Origin of the sequence: Bacillus sp. R45 (assembly GCF_021729365.1) — a bacterium.
GTDB classification, from domain to species: domain Bacteria; phylum Bacillota; class Bacilli; order Bacillales; family Bacillaceae; genus Bacillus; species Bacillus velezensis.
In genome coordinates this window covers 1,882,135-1,902,275 of record NZ_CP091421.1, presented here as the reverse complement: position 1 = coordinate 1,902,275, position 20,141 = coordinate 1,882,135, and the positions used below count along the sequence as shown (strand labels likewise).

The 20,141-nt window shown below is 48.5% G+C and carries 19 protein-coding genes; 16 read left to right on the top strand and 3 right to left on the bottom strand.

Translation table 11 applies throughout. The features are described 5' to 3' along the window. Positions 1-40 precede the first annotated feature (40 nt). From L3V45_RS09130 to L3V45_RS09090, 9 genes are all read left to right on the top strand, one after another. On the top strand, positions 41-421 hold the full coding sequence (locus L3V45_RS09130) for a DUF1360 domain-containing protein (RefSeq protein WP_003153891.1): 381 nt from the start codon (positions 41-43) through the stop codon (positions 419-421). A gap of 121 nt (positions 422-542) precedes the next feature. Further along, positions 543-2,081, top strand: a complete 1,539-nt coding sequence (locus tag L3V45_RS09125) for a glycoside hydrolase family 10-like protein (RefSeq protein WP_236837370.1) — start codon at positions 543-545, stop codon at positions 2,079-2,081. A gap of 141 nt (positions 2,082-2,222) precedes the next feature. Then, positions 2,223-3,365 carry an acyl-CoA dehydrogenase family protein gene (locus L3V45_RS09120; protein ID WP_014305112.1) on the top strand — a complete coding sequence of 381 codons (1,143 nt, stop codon included), beginning with the start codon at positions 2,223-2,225 and terminating at the stop codon, positions 3,363-3,365. A 44-nt stretch (positions 3,366-3,409) separates the two neighbouring features. Next, positions 3,410-5,050 (top strand): AMP-binding protein, encoded by a 1,641-nt coding sequence (locus tag L3V45_RS09115; RefSeq protein WP_236837364.1) that lies wholly within the window; start codon positions 3,410-3,412, stop codon positions 5,048-5,050. 21 nt (positions 5,051-5,071) lie between these two features. Continuing rightward, the gene (locus L3V45_RS09110; RefSeq protein ID WP_236837363.1) at positions 5,072-6,421 is read left to right on the top strand and encodes an acetyl-CoA carboxylase biotin carboxylase subunit; all 1,350 of its coding nucleotides are present in this window, start codon (positions 5,072-5,074) and stop codon (positions 6,419-6,421) included. After that, positions 6,418-6,630 (top strand): acetyl-CoA carboxylase biotin carboxyl carrier protein subunit, encoded by a 213-nt coding sequence (locus tag L3V45_RS09105; RefSeq protein WP_236837362.1) that lies wholly within the window; start codon positions 6,418-6,420, stop codon positions 6,628-6,630. Before L3V45_RS09110 ends, L3V45_RS09105 begins: the two co-directional genes overlap by 4 nt. Before the next feature lie 15 nt (positions 6,631-6,645). Then, positions 6,646-7,545, top strand: a complete 900-nt coding sequence (locus L3V45_RS09100) for a hydroxymethylglutaryl-CoA lyase (RefSeq protein WP_069473442.1) — start codon at positions 6,646-6,648, stop codon at positions 7,543-7,545. Between the two features lie 13 nt (positions 7,546-7,558). Continuing rightward, positions 7,559-8,338, top strand: coding sequence for an enoyl-CoA hydratase (locus L3V45_RS09095; RefSeq protein ID WP_044053257.1), 780 nt, complete (start codon positions 7,559-7,561; stop codon positions 8,336-8,338). Between the two features lie 17 nt (positions 8,339-8,355). Beyond that, on the top strand, positions 8,356-9,885 hold the full coding sequence (locus L3V45_RS09090) for an acyl-CoA carboxylase subunit beta (RefSeq protein WP_024085385.1): 1,530 nt from the start codon (positions 8,356-8,358) through the stop codon (positions 9,883-9,885). A gap of 53 nt (positions 9,886-9,938) precedes the next feature. On the opposite strand, the gene L3V45_RS09085 is transcribed toward L3V45_RS09090, so the two are convergent. The 3 genes from L3V45_RS09085 to L3V45_RS09075 form a co-directional block, all read right to left on the bottom strand. Continuing rightward, complete coding sequence (locus L3V45_RS09085; protein WP_007410125.1) at positions 9,939-10,529, bottom strand: undecaprenyl phosphate transporter UptA; 591 nt, start codon at positions 10,527-10,529, stop codon at positions 9,939-9,941. A 74-nt stretch (positions 10,530-10,603) separates the two neighbouring features. Beyond that, positions 10,604-11,497: a UTP--glucose-1-phosphate uridylyltransferase GalU gene (gene galU / locus L3V45_RS09080; protein WP_043867178.1), complete on the bottom strand. Its 894-nt coding sequence runs from the start codon at positions 11,495-11,497 to the stop codon at positions 10,604-10,606. A 6-nt stretch (positions 11,498-11,503) separates the two neighbouring features. After that, entirely contained in the window at positions 11,504-11,911 is a 408-nt protein-coding gene (locus L3V45_RS09075) for a GtrA family protein (protein ID WP_014305106.1), read from the bottom strand. 278 nt (positions 11,912-12,189) lie between these two features. On the opposite strand from L3V45_RS09075, the gene L3V45_RS09070 reads away from it, so the two are divergent. From L3V45_RS09070 to L3V45_RS09040, 7 genes are all read left to right on the top strand, one after another. Beyond that, a complete protein-coding gene (locus L3V45_RS09070) occupies positions 12,190-12,960 on the top strand; it encodes a 6-carboxyhexanoate--CoA ligase (protein WP_060657270.1) in 771 nt (256 codons plus the stop codon). Then, complete coding sequence (gene bioA / locus L3V45_RS09065) at positions 12,957-14,303, top strand: adenosylmethionine--8-amino-7-oxononanoate transaminase (protein ID WP_024085382.1); 1,347 nt, start codon at positions 12,957-12,959, stop codon at positions 14,301-14,303. Before L3V45_RS09070 ends, bioA begins: the two co-directional genes overlap by 4 nt. After that, entirely contained in the window at positions 14,293-15,453 is a 1,161-nt protein-coding gene (bioF, locus tag L3V45_RS09060) for an 8-amino-7-oxononanoate synthase (protein WP_236837361.1), read from the top strand. Before bioA ends, bioF begins: the two co-directional genes overlap by 11 nt. Continuing rightward, complete coding sequence (gene bioD, locus L3V45_RS09055; RefSeq protein ID WP_024085380.1) at positions 15,450-16,151, top strand: dethiobiotin synthase; 702 nt, start codon at positions 15,450-15,452, stop codon at positions 16,149-16,151. Before bioF ends, bioD begins: the two co-directional genes overlap by 4 nt. Before the next feature lie 2 nt (positions 16,152-16,153). Next, positions 16,154-17,173 (top strand): biotin synthase BioB, encoded by a 1,020-nt coding sequence (bioB, locus tag L3V45_RS09050; RefSeq protein ID WP_003153914.1) that lies wholly within the window; start codon positions 16,154-16,156, stop codon positions 17,171-17,173. A gap of 1 nt (position 17,174) precedes the next feature. After that, a complete protein-coding gene (locus L3V45_RS09045) occupies positions 17,175-18,371 on the top strand; it encodes a cytochrome P450 (RefSeq protein WP_088037167.1) in 1,197 nt (398 codons plus the stop codon). Between the two features lie 303 nt (positions 18,372-18,674). Next, positions 18,675-20,120 carry a GntP family permease gene (locus L3V45_RS09040; protein WP_101311965.1) on the top strand — a complete coding sequence of 482 codons (1,446 nt, stop codon included), beginning with the start codon at positions 18,675-18,677 and terminating at the stop codon, positions 20,118-20,120. The last annotated feature ends 21 nt before the right edge of the window (positions 20,121-20,141 follow it).

Sequence of the window (20,141 nt, the reverse complement as noted above, 5' to 3'; positions counted from 1 at the left end):
GATAGGGGAATCACACTCAGTTTTTTTTGGAGGCTTTGAGATGACGAACCTATCTTGGCTTACGTATGTAATGATTATTCTTGCCAGCTACCGGCTGACCCATTTGATCGTATTTGATAAGATTACGGAATTCATAAGAAAACCCTTTATAAAGCAAGAAAAAACCGTCGATCAAAACGGGCGCGCCGTCCAAAAAAAAGTCCCTTCCTCCGCATTCGGTTATATGCTGCAATGTTATTGGTGTGCGGGCGTCTGGTGCGCCATATTGATCGGCATCTGCTATTTGGTCTGGCCTCGCTATGCACATCCGGTTATTTTCATTTTGTCCATTGCCGGAGCGCAGGCCATTCTTGAAACATGCGTCGGCGTCGGAACGAAGGTCATTGACGTGCTCGCCGCCATAAAACATAAAAAGTCCTGAAGCGTTTTGATTCGCTTTAGGACTTTTTTCTTTCCCTTTTAGGCTGAGAGGAGCAAAGCAGGCTTTCTGATTCACCGCCCGGAATGCTTCGGAATACCGTAAAGCAGAGAGGGGGAAAAACATGAAAAGCTGCCGTTTTAGCATGATATGGTTTTTGGCCGTTGTACTGACAGCCGGCATCTTTACGTTCTCAGCATCCGCACAAGCAAGCGGCACTCAGCCGGAGAGAGAAATGCGAGCCGTATGGATCGCGTCTGTCACCAATATCGACTGGCCCTCTAAAAAAGGGCTGTCACCGGAAGAGCAAAAAAGAGAATACAGCAAGCTGCTGGATGACGTTCAAGAGATGGGAATGAACGCCGTTATCGTCCAAATTAAGCCTGCGGCTGATGCTTTTTATCCATCAGATTACGGGCCTTGGTCAGAGTATCTGACAGGAACCCAAGGCAAAAATCCCGGCTACGATCCGCTTGCTTTTTTAGTTGAAGAGACACATAAACGGAATCTTGAATTTCACGCTTGGTTCAATCCTTACCGGATCACGATGAATCACACAAATTTGAATGCGCTTTCAGATGATCATCCCGCGCGTTCCCATCCGGACTGGGTCGCTGCATACGGAAAACAGCTGTACTATAATCCGGGCATTCCGGAAGTAAGACAATTTATAACGGATGGAATCAAAGAAGTGGTCAGCCGTTATGACATTGATGCGGTTCATATGGATGATTATTTTTATCCTTATAAAATTGCCGGACAGGAATTCCCCGATCAGGCGGAATACGAACGGTACGGAAAAGCTCACTTTGCATCAGTTGATGACTGGCGCAGGGATAACGTCAACCGGCTTGTAAAAGAAATCAACCAAACCATCAAACGAGAAAAACCTTATGTCAAATTCGGAATCAGCCCGTTCGGCGTATGGAGAAATGCCGCAGATGATCCGACAGGCTCCGAAACGGCCGCCGGGGTGCGGAACTACGATGACTTATATGCTGATACAAGAGAATGGATCCAAAAAGGATACATTGATTACATCGCACCGCAAATTTACTGGAGTATCGGATTTAAAGCGGCGGCATATGACGTCTTAGCGGATTGGTGGGGAAAAGAAGTGAACAATCGGCCGGTGCATTTATATATCGGGCAGGCAGCTTATAAAATCAACAACAATACTGATCCGGCCTGGGCCGACCCGGGAGAATACGGAAGACAGATTACGCTAAACAGAGGATCAGCATGGATAAAAGGCAGCATGCATTTCAGTTTAAAGGATTTAAACCGTAATCCGCTCGATGTGAAAAACCGTTTGATCAATGACATGTACAGCCGGCCCGCATTAATTCCCGAGATGCCTTGGCTCGGACATTCCGCTTTAAAAAAACCGGCTGTCAAACGGGCGGAGAAGAATGCTTCAGGCCATACACTCTATATCGAAGATGCGAAATCCAACGGTAAAAAAACGGCTTATTACGCCATTTACCGCGCAGAAAAGGGAAAGCAGCCTTATTTAGTGGATACAGTCAGAAAAACATCGTCACGGACGCAGACATTTTCAGATACTGATATTCGGTCGGAAGAAGCATGCACCTATATCGTTACTTCTGTTGACAGGCTTCACCATGAGAGCCGTCCCTCCGCAAAACGGACGATTAAATAGCCATTATTAATAAAACTGACAGTTGCGGCACTGTCAGTTTTTTTTGCGGCGGATGAGTCCGAATGTTCAGACTTTATTTGGATGGAATGAATAAAGACCCCCATTAATAAAATGTAGAAAGCAGCAGAAGGAGGAAGGTTAATGAATTTTCAACTGACAAAAGAACAGCAGATGGTGCGCGAAATGGTCAGAGATTTCGCCAAAAATGAAATTGCCCCGAAAGCCCATGAGGTTGATCAATCAGCCGTCTTCCCGATAGACACATTTAAAAAAATAGGCGAACTCGGGCTGCTCGGAATTCCGTTTCCGGAAGAATACGGCGGGGCGGGCGGTGACACCATTTCATATGCAGCAGCGGTCGAAGAAATCGGAAAAGCCTGCGGCAGCACGGGGCTGAGCTACGCGGCAGCCGTGTCACTCGGCGCAAGCCCATTATACTATTTCGGTACTGAACAGCAAAAGCAAGAACATCTTATTCCGCTTGCTTCGGGAAAAGCGCTCGGATCATTCGGGCTGACAGAGCCGAATGCCGGTTCAGATGCCGGCGGTACCCAGACAAAAGCCGAGAAAAAGGACGATGACTATGTGATAAACGGAGAAAAATGCTGGATCACAAACGCAAATTACGCCCGCACGGTCATTGTCACCGCCGTTACGGGAAAGAACTCCGCCGGAAAACCGATCATTTCAGCTCTCATCGTCCCGACAGACACACCGGGATTTACGATCACAAATCCGTACGACAAGATGGGTGTGAGAGGCTCGGATACGGCCGAGCTTGTGCTGGAGGATGTCAGGGTGCCTGCCGATAACCTGCTCGGTGATCCTGAAAAAGGTTTTAAACAATTTTTATATACATTAGACGGCGGGCGGATCTCGATTGCGGCACTGGCTGTCGGTATCGCTCAAGGCGCACTGGAGGCGTCGCTGTCATATGCGAAGGAACGCAAGCAGTTCGGCAGTCCGATATCGTCATTTCAAGCCATTCAATTTAAGCTGGCCGATATGGCGATGGAAATTGACCTTGCCAGACAAATGGTGCTTAAAGCGGCATGGCTGAAGGATCAAAACCTGCCATTTACGAAAGAAGCGGCATTCGCCAAGCTTTATGCTTCAGAAATGGCCGTCAGAACATGCCTTCAGGCCATCCAAATTCATGGCGGTTCCGGTTATATGAAGGAATGCGGTGTCGAACGTATGCTTCGTGACGCAAAGCTGATGGAGATTGGCGAAGGAACGTCAGAAATTCAAAGAATGGTCATCGCAAGACAGCTTTTGAAGTGAAATGAAAACGTTTACTAAGACAGGGATGGAAGGGGGCAGGTCATATGGCTGAACTTATCCATTTAACAGTCGGAAAGCTGCTTGAGCGGACCGCGGAGCTTTTTCCGGATCACGAAGCGGTTGTTTACCCTGAGCGCGGCCTTCGTTATACGTATGCCGAGTTTGACCGGTTATGCCGGCAAACCGCAAAAGGGCTGATGAAGCTGGGAGTTAAAAAAGGAGATCATGTGGCCATATGGGCATCCAACATACCGGAATGGCTCGCGGCGCAATTTGCAACGGCGAAAATCGGCGCTGTTCTGGTCACCATTAATACAAATTTTCAAATCGCAGAACTCGATTACCTGCTGGCGCATTCAGACGTCTCGGCCCTGATAATCATGGATTCCTACCGGCAGACATCTTATGTTGAGATGGTGAATAAGCTGATTCCGGAGCTGAAAACTTGTGAGTACGGCAGGCTGCGTTCGAAACGTTACCCCTTTTTACGGACGGTGTTATATATCGGTGATAAAAGCCCGCCCGGGATGCACCGCTGGGATTCTTTGCTGAAGGAAGGCGAAGCTGTAACGGATGCAGCGCTTGACGGAAGGATGGACAGCCTGAAAAAGGATGATTGCATTCATATGCAATATACATCAGGTACGACCGGATTTCCGAAAGGCGTCATGCTCTCACATTTTAATATCGTAAATAATGCGGCCAATATCGCAGAATGCATGAAGCTTACTTCAAGTGACCGTTTATGTATTCCCGTGCCGTTTTTCCACTGCTTCGGGTGTGTGCTCGGCGTGCTGGCGTGTGTTTCCGCGGGTGCGGCGATGATTCCGATCGAACAGTTTTCTCCGCCGGCCGTTCTGAAAACGGTGGAACAAGAAGCCTGCACGGCTCTGCACGGTGTACCGACGATGTTTATCGCCCTCCTAAATGACAGCCGTTTTTCTGAATATGATCTTTCCCACGTCCGAACCGGGATTATGGCAGGCTCGCCATGCCCGGCGGAAGTCATGAGAGAAGTGATCGGCAAAATGGGGATGACCGGCATTACCATTGCCTACGGACAGACCGAAGCATCACCTGTCATTACGCAGACAAGAACGGATGATTCATTTGAAAGAAGAGTGGAAACAGCGGGGCGCGCGCTTCCCCATATCGAAGTCAGAATCGTTCGGCCCGGAACATCCCAAGAAGCCGCCCGGGGCGAACAAGGAGAGCTCTGCACCCGCGGATATCATGTCATGAAAGGTTACTATAAAAATCAAGAAGCGACCGAAGAAGCGATAGACAAGGACGGCTGGCTGCATACCGGTGATTTGGCTGTCATGGACGAGGACGGGTACTGCAAAATCACGGGCCGTCTGAAAGACATGCTGATCAGGGGCGGCGAAAATATCTATCCGCGCGAGATTGAGGAAATGTTATATCGGCATCCCGCAGTGGCAGACGTTCAGGTCGTCGGCGTGCCTGATCCGAAATACGGAGAAGAGGCCGCGGCGTGGGTCAGGCTCAAAGACGGACAAACCGCTTCCGCAGAAGACATCAGAACCTTTTGCAAAGAACATATCGCTCGCTATAAAGTCCCCAGGTATGTTTTGTTTACAGATGAATATCCAATGACAGCCTCAGGAAAAATTCAGAAATTCAAGCTGCGGGAAAAAACGATTGAAGAGCTCAAGTTAACTTAATGAAAAAGGAGTGCTTCACATTTGTTTAAAAAAGTCCTGATTGCCAACAGAGGAGAAATCGCCTTAAGAATTATCCGCACCTGCAAACGTCTCGGCATCCCCTCGGCAGCTGTGTATTCAGAAGCCGACAGGGACGCGCTGCATGTAAAAGCGGCTGATGAGGCCTATCCGATCGGTAAATCGAGAGTAAATGAAAGCTATTTACATATCGACAGAATCATAGAAGCCGCCAAATCCGCCGGAGCGGACGCCATTCATCCGGGCTACGGGCTGCTGTCAGAAAACAGCCTGTTCGCCGAACGCTGCCGGAAGGAACAAATCACATTTATCGGCCCGCCCGGTGATATCATCGCCAAGATGGGCAGCAAGATAGAAGCCCGAAAAACGATGCAAAAAGCAAAGGTCCCGATCGTTCCCGGTGTTTCAGAGCCATTGCCCGATGTTCACTCCGCCTTAGCCGAAGCCCGTGCCATCGGCTTTCCGGTCATGCTGAAAGCGTCTGCAGGGGGAGGCGGAATCGGCATGCAGATCGTACATTCAGAAGAAGAGCTGGCCAAAGCGTTCGAAGGCAATCAAAAGCGGGCCGCGTCCTTTTTTGGAGACGGCGCAATGTATATGGAAAAGGTCATTGAAAATGCCCGTCATATTGAAATTCAGATTCTCGCAGATTCTTTCGGCAACACCGTTCATCTGTTTGAACGTGACTGTTCAGTACAAAGGCGCCACCAAAAAGTGATAGAAGAAGCGCCGTCGCCGTTTGTTGACGATGAATTAAGACAAAGACTCGGTGAAACCGCCGTTAAAGCCGCTGAATCGATCGGCTACCAAAATGCAGGCACAATAGAATTTCTCGTCGACCAAAAGAAACATATCTATTTTTTAGAGATGAACACAAGACTGCAAGTGGAGCATCCGGTGACAGAAGAAATTACAGGACTGGATCTTGTGGAAGAACAGCTGAAAATTGCCGCCGGGCAGGCGCTGACTTTCTCGCAGAAAGATATCAACCACCGCGGTCATGCGATAGAAGTGCGGATCTATGCGGAAGATCCGGTCACCTTTTACCCGTCACCCGGTACCATCTCGTCTTTTTCCGTTTTAAGACACCCGTCAGTGCGACACGAATGCGCCGTCGAAAAGGGAAGCGTCATTTCTCCGTTTTACGATCCGATGATTGCCAAAATGATCGTCACGGCGAATACGAGAAAACAAGCCATTGAACAACTGAAAACCGCCCTTGGCGAATATCATATAGAAGGGATTAAAACCAACATTCCGCTGCTTACAAAAATTGCACATTCAGAAGTGTTTGAAAAGGGTGAGGCAACAACCGGTTTTTTACAAACAATGAACGAGGGGGCGTCAAAATGAGCGTCATAAAAATTCAGATGGCGGGAAACCTGTGGAAAATTCATGTGAAGCCCGGTGATGTCATTGAAGAAGGACAGGAAGTGGCCATCTTGGAATCTATGAAAATGGAAATTCCGATTATCGCTGATACAGCGGGTACGGTGAAAGAAGTGAAAAAATCAGAAGGTGATTTCACTGATGAAGGAGAGGTCCTGATTGAACTTCAATAAAACGGGAGGTGCAGCATGAACTGTCCGGAATATGTCCGCATCAATGAAGTAGGACCGCGTGACGGCTTGCAGAATGAATCGGCGTGGGTGGATACAGAAAATAAGATTGAGTGGATCAATATGCTGTCAAAAACAGGCCTTCCCTATATCGAAGTGACATCATTCGTGCATCCGAGATGGATTCCGGCTCTTCGTGACAGCCTGGACGTCGCAAAAGGCATTGCCAGGTCTGAACATACGGTCTACGCGGCGCTCGTTCCGAACCTCATCGGACTGGAGCATGCGGCAGAAGGCGGAATCGATCAGGCCTGTGTATTTTTATCTGCAAGCGAAACCCATAACCAAAAAAACGTAAACAAACCGATTGACCGGACCGTTCAAGAGCTCAGGCGGGTTATTACTGAAGCAAAAGCTGAAAAAATGGCGACGAGAGCTTATCTGTCCACTGTGTTCGGCTGTCCGTACGAACAGAACGTGCCGGTCGAACAAGTCATCCGCCTGTCAGACACACTGCTCGAAATGGGTGTTGATGAAATATCGCTCGGCGACACGATCGGCGCGGCAAACCCCTTGCAGGTCATAGCCGTGCTTGAAGCCCTTTTGCCGAGAATTCCCGCCTCAAAAATCGCACTCCATTTCCATGATACAAGAGGAACGGCTCTAGCGAATATCATTCCCGCTCTTGATATGGGGATTACATCCTTCGATACTTCCTCAGGCGGGCTTGGCGGCTGTCCGTATGCTCCGGGATCAGCAGGAAACGCCGCCACAGAAGACGTCATTTATATGCTCGAACAAATGGGGATTGATACCGGGACGGACATGAATAAACTTCTTGATGCCGCCCGCTGGATCGCGGATAAAATAGGCAAAGATCTGCCAAGCAGAAATCTGCAGGCATTCAGAACGAAATGAGAAAGGAGAAGCCATGGGAGATTGCGTCTTGTATTCCGTCTGTCAAGAAACGATCGGTCTGGTCACGCTGAACCGCCCGCATGCGGCCAACTCGCTGTCTTCAGAAATGATTGATCATTTACAGCGTGTGATTGAAGACATCAAAAACTCGCCATCCATTCGCTGTGTCATTCTCACCGGCTCCGGAAGCACATTTTGCGCCGGCGCTGATTTAAAAGAAAGAGCTGGGATGAATCATGAACAAGTTAAGCAAAGCGTCAGGCGTATCGGTGAAACGGCTGCATCCATTGAAGCTCTCCCGCAGCCGGTCATTGCAGCGCTGAACGGAACCGCTGTCGGAGGAGGCCTTGAACTCGCTCTCGCCTGCGATATCAGAACAGCCGTCAGCCGGGCGGGCCTCGGCCTTCCTGAAACAGGGCTTGCAATCATTCCCGGGGCGGGCGGAACGCAGAGACTGCCCCGGCTTATCGGCCCCGGCGCGGCAAAAGAATTGATCTATACCGGCCGAAGGCTTTCTGCCGAAGAGGGAAAAGACATGAAGCTGATCGAGCATGTTTGTGAAGCCGATGAACTTATGGAAAAAGCAAAAGCACTGGCCGGCCGCATCGCCGCTAATGGGCCGATCGCCGTCAGACAAGCAAAATCCGCGATAAACAAGGGTCTGGAGACAGATCTCAATACAGGGCTCGAAATCGAACGAAAAGCATATGAACAAGTCATCCCTACACTTGACAGAGAAGAGGGCCTGCGCGCTTTTAAAGAAAAAAGACCCCCTGAATACAAAGGAAAATAAAACATGGAGGGACTCGGATGGATTACGAAAAAGAACGGCAGACACGCAGCAAAACGATTAAAAAGGGAGGAGCCGCGAAATATCATGCAAGCAACGAAAAGAAGGGAAAACTTTTTGTAAGAGACAGGCTGAAGCTTTTATTCGATGACGGCATATCCGTTGAAGACGCTTTTTTCGCCGAGTGCATGTCAGACGGACTGCCGGCTGACGGGGTCGTTACCGGGATCGGAACCATCGGCGGCAGAACCGTTTGTGTGATGGCAAACGACTCAACCGTAAAGGCGGGCTCGTGGGGCGCGAAAACGGTGGAAAAAATCATCCGCATTCAGGAGACGGCGGAGAAGCTTCAGTGTCCGCTCTTGTACTTAGTCGATTCCGCAGGTGCGAGAATTACGGATCAGGTCGACATGTTCCCGGGCAGAAGGGGAGCCGGCCGCATCTTTTATAATCAAGTAAAGCTGTCGGGCCGCATTCCGCAAATCTGTTTATTGTTCGGTCCTTCCGCTGCGGGCGGCGCTTACATTCCGGCCTTTTGCGACATTGTCATTATGGTCGAAGGCAATGCATCCATGTACTTAGGTTCCCCGCGCATGGCAGAAATGGTGATCGGCGAGAAAGTATCGCTTGAAGAAATGGGCGGCGCCCGTATGCATTGTTCTGTATCAGGCTGCGGTGATCTCCTCGCCCCGACGGAACAGGAAGCAATCATGATGGCGCAGACATATCTCAGCTACTTTCCGGCAAATTATACTGAAAAAGCGCCCGTCAACAAATCTAAGAACCCGAAAGCTTTTGAAAAACCGCTCTCAGATGTCATCCCGGCACATCAAAACGCACCGTTCAACATGATGGATTTAATTGAACGTGTCATTGATGAAGACTCGTTTTTTGAGATTAAACCGTTATTTGCGCAGGAATTAATAACGGGGCTCGCGCGGATTCACGGACAGCCGGTCGGCATTATCGCCAATCAGCCGCGTGTCAAAGGCGGAGTTTTATTTCTCGATTCGGCGGATAAAGCCGCAAAATTTATCGCTTTGTGCGACGCATTCCATATTCCGCTTCTGTTTTTAGCAGACATTCCCGGATTCATGATCGGAACGAAGGTGGAGCAGGCGGGCATCATCAGGCATGGCGCAAAAATGATCTCCGCAATGGCGGAAGCGACTGTTCCGAAGCTTTCCGTTATCGTCAGAAAAGCCTACGGTGCCGGATTATACGCGATGGCGGGGCCTGCTTTTGAACCGGACTGCTGTTTAGCGCTTCCGACTGCGCAAATTGCCGTAATGGGTCCTGAAGCAGCGGTGAATGCGGTCTACGCAAACAAAATCAGCGAGCTGGCTCCTGAAGAAAGGCCGGCTTTTATTCAAGAAAAGCGTGATGAATATAAGGAAGACATTAACCTTTACCGGCTTGCCTCTGAAATGGTGATTGACGGCATTGTTCCTGCTGATTCCTTGCGGGAAGAACTCAATAAACGCCTCACTGCTTACATGTCCAAACAACTGACATTCACACACCGGAAACACCCCGTATACCCGGTATAAATAAAAAAAGACTGCATAGATCCGGCTCGCAGCCGTTCTTATGCAGTCTTTTTTCACAGTCTTGATCTCATTTTCTTCACAACAAAATAAACAACAATAAATACGAGAGCCAATATAATGATCGGAGTTGTATACATTCCGGCATAGCTGTCTACGTCTTTCCACTGTCCCCCGAGCTGATACCCGAGATAAACGAAAATGACAGACCACGGAATAATGGCAAGCGTCGTCAATATGACAAACTTGGAAAGAGGCATTTTCGCAAGGCCGGCCGGGATGGAAATCGCATGTCTGACGACCGGGATAAACCGCGCCGAGAACACAACGCCGGCGCCGTAACGGCGAAACCAGTTTTCCGCAACATCAACATGATGCTTTTTCAGAAGTAAGTACTTGCCGTACTTGTCCAAAAACGGCCGTCCCCCATAACGGGCGATCCAGTATATAAAGCACTGCGCGATCGTTCCCCCGATCACACCGGCGACAATGGCGCCGATAAAGCTGATCGTGCCTTCTGACACCATATAGCCTCCGTAAGCCAGAACGATTTCACTCGGAATGATTTCGATCATTAATCCGAGCGCAATCCCTAAATAGCCCATACTTGTCAGCCAGGATAATATTTCACTAATAAAATTGCCCACACTGTTCACAACCTCTTTATCTTTTTACCCAATTATATGACTGATTGACAAGCAAAATGGTTACAAATTATTTTTTAACGCACGATTTCTTCAGATTCTCTTTTTAACACCTCTTCTAAATAAGCTAAAAGTTTCGGTCTCATTTCTTCCCGCAGAAGCCCGATCTCCGTGCCGGCCTTAAAACAGCCGAACTTATCTCCTATATCAAACCGGCTTCCTTCAAGCTCCCGCGCGTAAATGCTTCGGGTGCGGCATACTTCGCGCAGCGCGTCTGTCAATTGGATTTCGCTGCCCGCGCCTCTTCCGATCGTCTTCAGCGCTTTAAAAATGGCAGGGGTTAATATGTAACGGCCCAACACGGCAATATGAGAGGGCGCCTTTTCAACGGCCGGTTTCTCAATCAGATCCTCAACCCGGTACACATGACCGCTCTGCCGCCCCGTCTGTATAATACCATATTTGCTGACATCAGCAGGATCGACGGGCTGTACGCCGATCGTTTCTGTGCCGTGTTGGTTATAGACGTCTATGAGCTGTGAAAGAGCGGGAGTGTCAGATACCATAATATCATCACCTAATAGAACGGCAAAAGGCTCATCTCCGATAAAATGCTCCGCACACAGCACCGCATGGCCTAGTCCGAGCGGTTCTTTCTGACGGATGTAATGAATATTGGCCAAATCGGCAATCCGCTGCATTTCCTTCAGCGTCTCTGACTTGCCTTTTTCCTCAAGATTGATTTCCAACTCCGCCGACCGGTCAAAATGATCTTCAATCGAGCGTTTGTTTCTCCCTGTAATAATCAGTATATCTTCAATTCCTGACTCTCTTGCTTCTTCGACAATGTACTGGATGGCCGGTTTGTCGACGATCGGCAGCATTTCTTTCGGCTGCGCCTTTGTCGCCGGCAGAAATCTCGTTCCTAAACCCGCTGCGGGGATGACCGCTTTTCTCACTTTTTTTCTCATTCATCTTCACTCCTGATCCTGTATGTTTTTCAGCGAATCTCCAAATACCCAGATTCGGTTTCCGATAAAATTCATCATCATTCCGCCGATAGTGGCGGCGAGCTTACTCACCAAAAGCGAACAGCCGCCTTTTTGAAACGCGTACAGCAGCAAAAAGGTGATTCCCGACGCTGCAAGATTAATGATGAGAAAGCGCACGATCTCTTTCCCGTCAGTCTTGCGTTTCACACGAAACGTCCACTTCCGGTTCCACACATAGCTGTTGATGATCCCTGCCGAATAGGAGCAGATCTGCGCCGGCAGATAGGGGACAAGGCAAGCGGTGAGAAGAAAGAAGACACCAAAATCGATCAGCGTATTGCCGGCGCCCACGGTGCAAAAACGGCCTGCTGTCTTTACTTTTTCTTTCAGCATAACGGCATCCGGTTTTGACCTCCCTTCATAAGTAAGATGCGGATCGCTGTCCTATTTGTTGATATGGATTACTTTAGCGGACAGTGTTGAATAAACAATTACTAAAATATGAACAAAACATGAAAACGTAATGAGGCTTTGTAAAACCCATTAAGTTAACAGTTTTATAGTTTAGGTTGACATATTACGTGCAAGACACTAATATTCTGTATTAGTGTTAACCTTTTATTATTTTGGTTAACATTAAATTTCGAAATAAAAGAAAGGAGGGAAATTTCATGCGGGAAGAGACCTATTACAGCGTCAGAATGAGAGCTTCCCGAAACGCCCCCCATGAGCAGGGCGGAAAACACATTTCCGGCGGAGAACGGCTCATCACCTACAGCGGTTTACAGGAAGCGGTAGATGGCTTATTACATAAAGGCTTCTCACACTCAAGAGGGATACCTGATTTTATGCAGATTCAGCTTGAAAGCGTTCATGAACCGATCGAAACGATCCGCCCTTTGCCGGTTGCCCTCCATCAAACAGACACGCCGGAAAAAGGACAAGCAATCGCCCGCAAGCTTCTGCAAAAGGCGGGGATTCCTCCGCACATGATCGAGAAAGCGTACGAAAACATTTCGGAATATGCAGAAGCAAGAGGAGCGGTCCTGTTTGATATCCGGGCAGGAAAACGCATTGACTGCAGAGGGAATAGAGGTGTGCGGGTATCCCGAGTGGATTGGCCGTCACCTGATTTTCAAAAATGGGCTTTTACTCACAACATGCCGGAAAATTCACGAATAAAAGAAGCACATGCCATCGCGGCAAAAGTTTGCGCACATCCGGGAATTATTGCCGAATTGTGCTGGTCAGATGACCCTGATTACATAACAGGTTACGTTGCTGCAAAGAAGCTGGGATATCAGCGGATTGCCAAGATGAAGAATGCCGGAGATGAAAGCGGATGCCGGGTTTTCTTTACTGATGGCTCCATAGATACGGAGAGCTGTATCCATTTTTTAGAGAAGCAGCCTGTATTCATTCAGCGGGAGGAGAACATATGAAACAATCAATGATTGAAAAAAGCAAACAGCATCTTTGGCTGCCTTTCACACAAATGAAAGATTACGATGAAGATCCGTTCATCATTGAAAGCGGAAACGGGATCATGCTGAAAGACATCAGCGGAAAAGAATATTATGACGGCTTTTCTTCAGTATGGCTCAATGTACACGGCCACCGCAAAAAAGAAATGGATGAAGCGATTCAAAAACAGCTTGAAAAAATCGCTCATTCGACTTTGCTGGGTATGACGAACGTTCCCGCAACAGAACTTGCCGAGATGCTGACGGGCATCACACCGGAAAAGCTGACGCGCGTTTTTTACTCCGACAGCGGAGCGGAAGCAATGGAAATCGCTCTGAAAATGGCCTTTCAATACTGGAAAAACGTAGGGAGACCTAAGAAGCAGACGTTTATTTCGATGCAGAACGGCTATCACGGCGATACAATCGGAGCCGTCAGCGTCGGCTCCATTGAACTCTTCCACCATGTGTACGGCCCGCTGATGTTTGAAAGCTACAAAGCCCCGATTCCTTATGTATACAGATCTGAAAGCGGTGACCCCGTACAGTGCCGGGATGAATGCCTTCACGCGCTCGAACAGCTGCTTGCAAAGCACCACGAAGAGATTGCCGCACTTACGATTGAATCGATGGTGCAAGGCGCATCCGGGATGATCGTCATGCCTGAAGGCTTTCTGGCAGGCGTACGAAAGCTGTGTACGGCATATGATGTGTTAATGATCGTTGACGAAGTGGCGACGGGGTTCGGCCGCACCGGAAAAATGTTTGCCTGTGAGCATGAAAACGTCCAGCCGGACTTGATGGCGGCAGGGAAAGGCATTACGGGAGGCTATTTGCCGATCGCTGTGACGTTTGCCACAGAAGCCATTTATGAAGCCTTCTACGATGACTACGACAAAATGAAAACATTTTTCCACGGCCATTCCTATACAGGAAATCAGCTTGGCTGTGCCGCGGCAATTGAAAATCTGCGTTTATTCGAATCAGAGCGCATCGTTGAACGAGTCGCCGAAAAATCAAAAACGGCTGCGAAATTTCTTCATGATCTGAAGCTGCTTCCTCATGTCGGCGATGTCCGCCAGCTCGGTTTGATGTGCGGCATAGAGCTTGTGCAGGATAAGGGGACAAAACAGCCTTATCCACCTGAAAAGCGGATGGGATACAAGGTGTCCTTGAAAATGAGAGAGCTGGGTATGCTGACACGGCCGCTCGGTGACGTCATCGCCTTTCTTCCGCCGCTCGCCAGCACAACCGACCAGTTACAAGCCATGATTTCCATTATGAAAGAAGCGATAGCCGAGGTGACCGGCCGTGGATTTTGACGGATGGCTCCTCGGAAGGCTCGATGCGGTGAAAAGAGACGGGCTGTATCGGACGCTGCGAACACAGGAAACCGCTCTTAAAACCAAGGGGCAAAAGCCGCAGACCTGGGCGTCCAATGACTATTTAGGCCTGTCAAAAGATGAACGGCTGATCACAGCCGCGCAAACAGCGCTGAGCCGGTTCGGAGCGGGAAGCGGCGGCTCACGGTTAACGACAGGAAATACTGTGTGGCACGAAAAACTTGAGCAAAAAATCGCGGACTTTAAACAGACGGAAGCGGCTTTATTATTTTCAAGCGGTTACTTGGCGAATATCGGCGTGCTTGCCTCACTGCCTCAAAAAGGCGATGTCATTTTAAGCGATCAACTGAACCATGCGAGCATTGTTGACGGCTGCCGTTTATCAAAAGCGGAAACCATCGTGTACCGCCATATTGATATGGCTGATCTTGAGAAAAAACTTGCCTCCGTCCAGACTCGGAACCGCCGCTTTATCGTCACAGACGGCGTTTTCAGCATGGACGGCACCATCGCGCCTCTTGACCGAATAATGGCGCTTGCAAAGCAGTACCAGGCATTTGTGATAGCAGATGACGCGCATGCAACCGGTGTACTCGGGGAAAACGGCGGAGGAACCAGTGACTATTTCGGTGTTTGTCCTGATGTTGTCATCGGCACATTAAGCAAAGCTGTAGGAACGGAAGGCGGTTTTGCCGCGGGATCCAACATTTTTATTGATTTTTTGCTGAATCAGGCGCGGACGTTTATTTTTCAGACGGCCCTCCCGCCGTCAATTTGTGCGGCTTCGCATACGGCATTTGACCTCATATCAGATATGCACGATACGCGCCGTGAGCTGCAGTCTTCTGTCAAAAAGATAAAAACGCGTCTGGCCGATATGGGCTTTATCGTAAGAGGCGGGGATACACCGATTATTCCCGTTATCATCGGTGATGCAAAAACAGCGGTTTCAGCCGCTGCGCTGCTTGAGAAAAAGGGAATCTGCGCCCCGGCCATCCGCCCGCCCGCCGTTCCGGAAGGCGAAAGCAGAATCAGGCTGACCGTTACGGCGGATCGCAGCTTACAGGACATAGACGAGCTGACAGAAGCATTTGATTTCATTAGAAAAGAGCTGAATATAAACAAATGAGAAGTTTTTTTGTCACAGGAACAGATACCGGCGTCGGAAAAACCATCGTTTCTTGCGGACTTGCCGCGGCATTCAGGCAGAAACAGGCGGATATCGGAGTGTTTAAGCCGTTTTTAAGCGGCGTGCCGCGGACTCATCCGGAAAGTGACACCTCGCTGTTGAAAAACATGTCACAAACCGCACTGTCTCATGAAGAAATCACGCCATTTGAATGGAAAGAGCCGCTTGCGCCGTACACGGCCGCCATGCTTGAGGGGAAATCCGTGAGCATGGATGAAGTCATGGCCCACTGGAGTAAGATCAAAAATCGTCATGAGTGTTTCATCGTCGAGGGGGCAGGCGGCATTTCCGTTCCGCTTGGTGAAAATTACTTAGTCAGTGATTTGATAAAAGCCTTGGAATTACCGGCAGTGATTGTCGCCAGGCCTGATCTCGGAACCATCAACCACACATATTTAACCGTTGAATATGCGAAAAACATGGGAATAGAGGTTCTCGGTATTATGATCAACGGCGTAAAGAGCCGGCCGGGGCTGGACGAGAAGACAAACCCGAGCATGATTGAAACATTATGCAAAGTTCCGATTTTGGGAATCACACCGAAGCTGGATCACGTTTCACCGGAAAACATTCAACACATGATTGAGAAACATATAGATGTTTCCTCTTTCATGAATCTGACACAAATGGGGAGATAAACATGAATCAATGGATGGATCTTGCAGAGAGAGTTCTGGACGGGGCGGAAGTAACGAATCAAGAAGCGCTGGCCATTTTAAATTGTCCTGATGAGGATCTTTTATTGCTGATGCATGCCGCTTTTCATATCAGAAAACGATTTTACGGAAAAAAAGTAAAGCTGAATATGATTATGAATGCAAAATCAGGCCTGTGTCCGGAAAATTGCGGGTACTGTTCACAATCTTCAATATCAAAAGCGCCGATCGAGTCTTATCGGATGGTGGATAAGCATATATTGCTTAAGGGGGCAAAACGCGCCCATGACTTGAATATAGGGACATACTGCATCGTCGCCAGCGGGCGGGGACCGTCAAACAGAGAAGTAGATCAAGTTGTTGATGCTGTCAAAGAAATTAAAGAAACGTACGGTTTAAAAATCTGCGCATGCCTCGGTCTGCTGAAGCCGGAACAGGCAGAGCGCCTGAAACAGGCAGGAGTAGACCGGTACAATCATAACATCAATACATCACAAAGGAATCACTCAAACATTACGACTTCCCACACGTATGACGACAGGGTCAATACAGTGGAAACGGCGAAACAATCGGGGATGTCGCCTTGTTCGGGTGTCATCGTCGGCATGAAAGAAACGAAACAGGACGTCATTGATATGGCGAACAGCTTAAAAGCGCTTGATGCCGACAGCATCCCGGTTAATTTTCTGCATGCGATTGACGGAACTCCGTTAGAAGGGGTAAGCGAATTACATCCGGTGTATTGCCTGAAAGTGCTCGCCTTGTTCCGTTTTATCAATCCGTCAAAAGAAATCCGTATCTCAGGAGGCCGGGAAGTCAACCTTCGTTCGCTGCAGCCGCTGGGACTTTACGCCGCAAATTCGATTTTCGTCGGAGATTACTTAACGACAGCAGGGCAGCATGAAACAGAGGATCATCAAATGCTCCATGATTTAGGGTTTGAAGTCGAATCCGTTGAAGAAATGAAAGCCGGCCTGCAATCCGCCTGCAATACGGAGGTATAAGATGACGGCGGGCCTATCGACTGCACATCCGTCCCTCCATGCGGATTCGGATTTTTGGAATGACCCTTACCCGTTTTATGAAAAACTGCGTGCCATTGATCCTGTTTATAAAGGAACCGTATTAAAACATCCGGGCTGGTATGTCACCGGGTATAAAGAAGCGGCAGCGATTTTGAAAGACACCCGGTTTAAAAACCGCGTCCCTTTTCCGGAAGCTTCAACGAAATATCAAAATCTATCGCATATCCAGCACGATATGCTGTTATTTAAAAATCAATCAGACCATAAGCGGATGCGGATGCTTATAGGTAAAGAATTTACCGCAAAGACGGCGGAATCACTTCGCCCCTGTATAAAAGAAACGGTTCATGACTTGTTGGATCAAATCCAAAACAAAAAAAACGCAGACCTTGTTTCAGAGTTTGCCTTTCCATTGGCAAGCCTCATCATTGCGGAGATACTCGGAGTGCCGAAAGAGGAGAGATATCAATTCAGACAATGGACGGCAGACGTCATTCAGGCCATTGATCTTACCCGGTCAAGAAAGATGTTAGTCAGAGCAAGCGACACCGCAGGCAGGCTGACTGCATATTTCAGAGATTTGATTCACGAGCGGAAAGCACATCCTCAGGAAGACTTAATCAGCAGGTTTATTATGAGGGAACAGCTTTCAAAAGACGAAGTGCTCGCGACATGTATCTTACTTGTCATAGCCGGACACGAGACGACGGTAAACCTCATGAGCAACGGTGTGTTTACTTTATTGAAACACCCTGAACAGCTTAGCGCACTGAGAGAAAACCCCTCGCTTATTGAAACTGCTGTCGAGGAATGTCTGCGCTACGACAGCCCCGCGCAGCTGACGGCACGCACCGCTTCAGAAGACTGTGAAATAAATGGGAAGATCATAAAAAAAGGAGAGCAGGTATATATCCTTTTAGGGGCAGCCAATCGCGATCCAAGCATATTCGATCAGCCTCATAAAATGGACATCCAAAGAAAACCGAATCCGCATCTTGCATTCGGAAAGAACGCCCATTTTTGCATAGGCTCCTTATTAGCGCGCATCGAAGCACAAATTGCAATTCTCACACTGTTTGAGCGGATGCCTAAGCTTCGGCTGGCCGCACACCGCCTTGAATACCGCAAGCTCATTGGTTTTAGGTCGCTCAAAGAGCTTCCGGTTGTCCTTGGCTGAATGACCATGCAGGAGGGCCGGATTTTATCGGTTCCTCTTGCAGGAAATAAATGAAAGAAAAAAGAATACATATTTATAAAGCAAAAATCCTCTCTGATCCATCTCACTATCCCTAAAAAAACTCGCTGCTCAGCCATTCAATATCATACAGCAAGAATCTCATTTTCTTTCGCCAAAACGGAAAATTCACCATGATGCACATTTTTTCAGCCTCAGAAACGGTGCAAAATCGGCATGTTTTTTGCTTTATTTTCTTGATTTTTGTAAGCGCTTACTAATATTGAGCAGAAAAGAGGGGGATTTGTGGACATTGTTATTATTTTATTGGCATTAGGCATGCTGATGTTCGCGGCTTACCGGGGCTTTTCAGTCATTTTATTCGCTCCGATTTGTGCGCTGTTTGCCGTGCTTCTTACAGATCCAAGCTTCGTACTTCCTTTCTTCTCGAATATATTTATGGAGAAGATGGTAGGATTTATTAAGCTGTATTTTCCCGTATTTCTTTTAGGGGCCGTTTTTGGCAAGGTTGTTGAAATATCCGGGCTCGCCGAGTCGATTGCAAAAACAATCGTCAGGCTTGTGGGAGCAAAAAGAGCCATTCTCGCCATCGTCTTAATGGGTGCGATTTTAACGTACAGCGGCGTCAGTCTCTTCGTAGCGGTGTTTGCCATTTATCCGTTTGCTAAAAAACTATTTATTAAAGCTGATATTCCCAAGCGTCTGATACCCGGTACGATTGCATTGGGCGCGTTTACTTTTACAATGGATGCGCTTCCCGGCACACCGCAAATTCAAAATGTCATTCCGACAGCTTTTTTTAAAACAAACATTTATGCCGCTCCCTGGCTCGGACTGATTGGCGCAGCATTTGTGCTTACGGCCGGAATGATTTATTTAGAATCCCGGCGCAAAAAAGCGGCCAATGCCGGAGAAGGCTATGCTGGATTTCAATCTGAAGTTTCCGCTGCAGAGGAATCCTCAGGTCTGGCTAATGAAAAACATACGCCTGTTTTACCGCAGGAGGCAGAACCCAGCCCCGCGCGGCAAGTGCTCGCCTTTGTTCCGCTTATCCTTGTGGGGGTCATGAACAAATGCTTCACGATATGGCTCCCGCATTGGTACCCTGACGGATTTGATTTTGCGCAGCTCGGTTTAGAAGCGTTCGGGAAGATTGACCTTTCCTCCGTCACTGCGATCTGGTCAGTAGAACTCGCACTGCTCATCGGAATCATGACAACGATTTTGTTCGATTGGAAAAAAGTGCTCTTCAATTTGAAAGAAGGACTGAATGAGGGCATCGGGGGTGCCTTGCTCGCGTCGATGAATACAGGAGCCGAATACGGATTTGGCGGCATCATTGCGGCGCTTCCCGGCTTTAAAATGGTCAGCAGCGGCATATCGCAGACGTTTACTGATCCGCTCGTCAACGGAGCGGTGACGACCACTGCGCTTGCCGGAATTACAGGATCGGCATCAGGAGGAATGGGCATCGCTTTAAGCACGATGTCAGCAGCATATACAGAAGCAATCAATACATTCCACATCCCGCCGGAGGTCATGCACCGGGTGATTTCGATGGCCTCCGGCGGGATGGACACTCTTCCGCATAATGGCGCCGTCATTACACTGCTCGCGGTCACCGGGTTGACCCACCGCCAATCCTACAAGGATATCTTTGCCATTACCGTCATTAAAACAGCCGCTGTGTTTGTCATTATCGCCATTTACAGTCTGACGGGCCTTGTGTAGCCAAAACAGAAAGGGGAAACG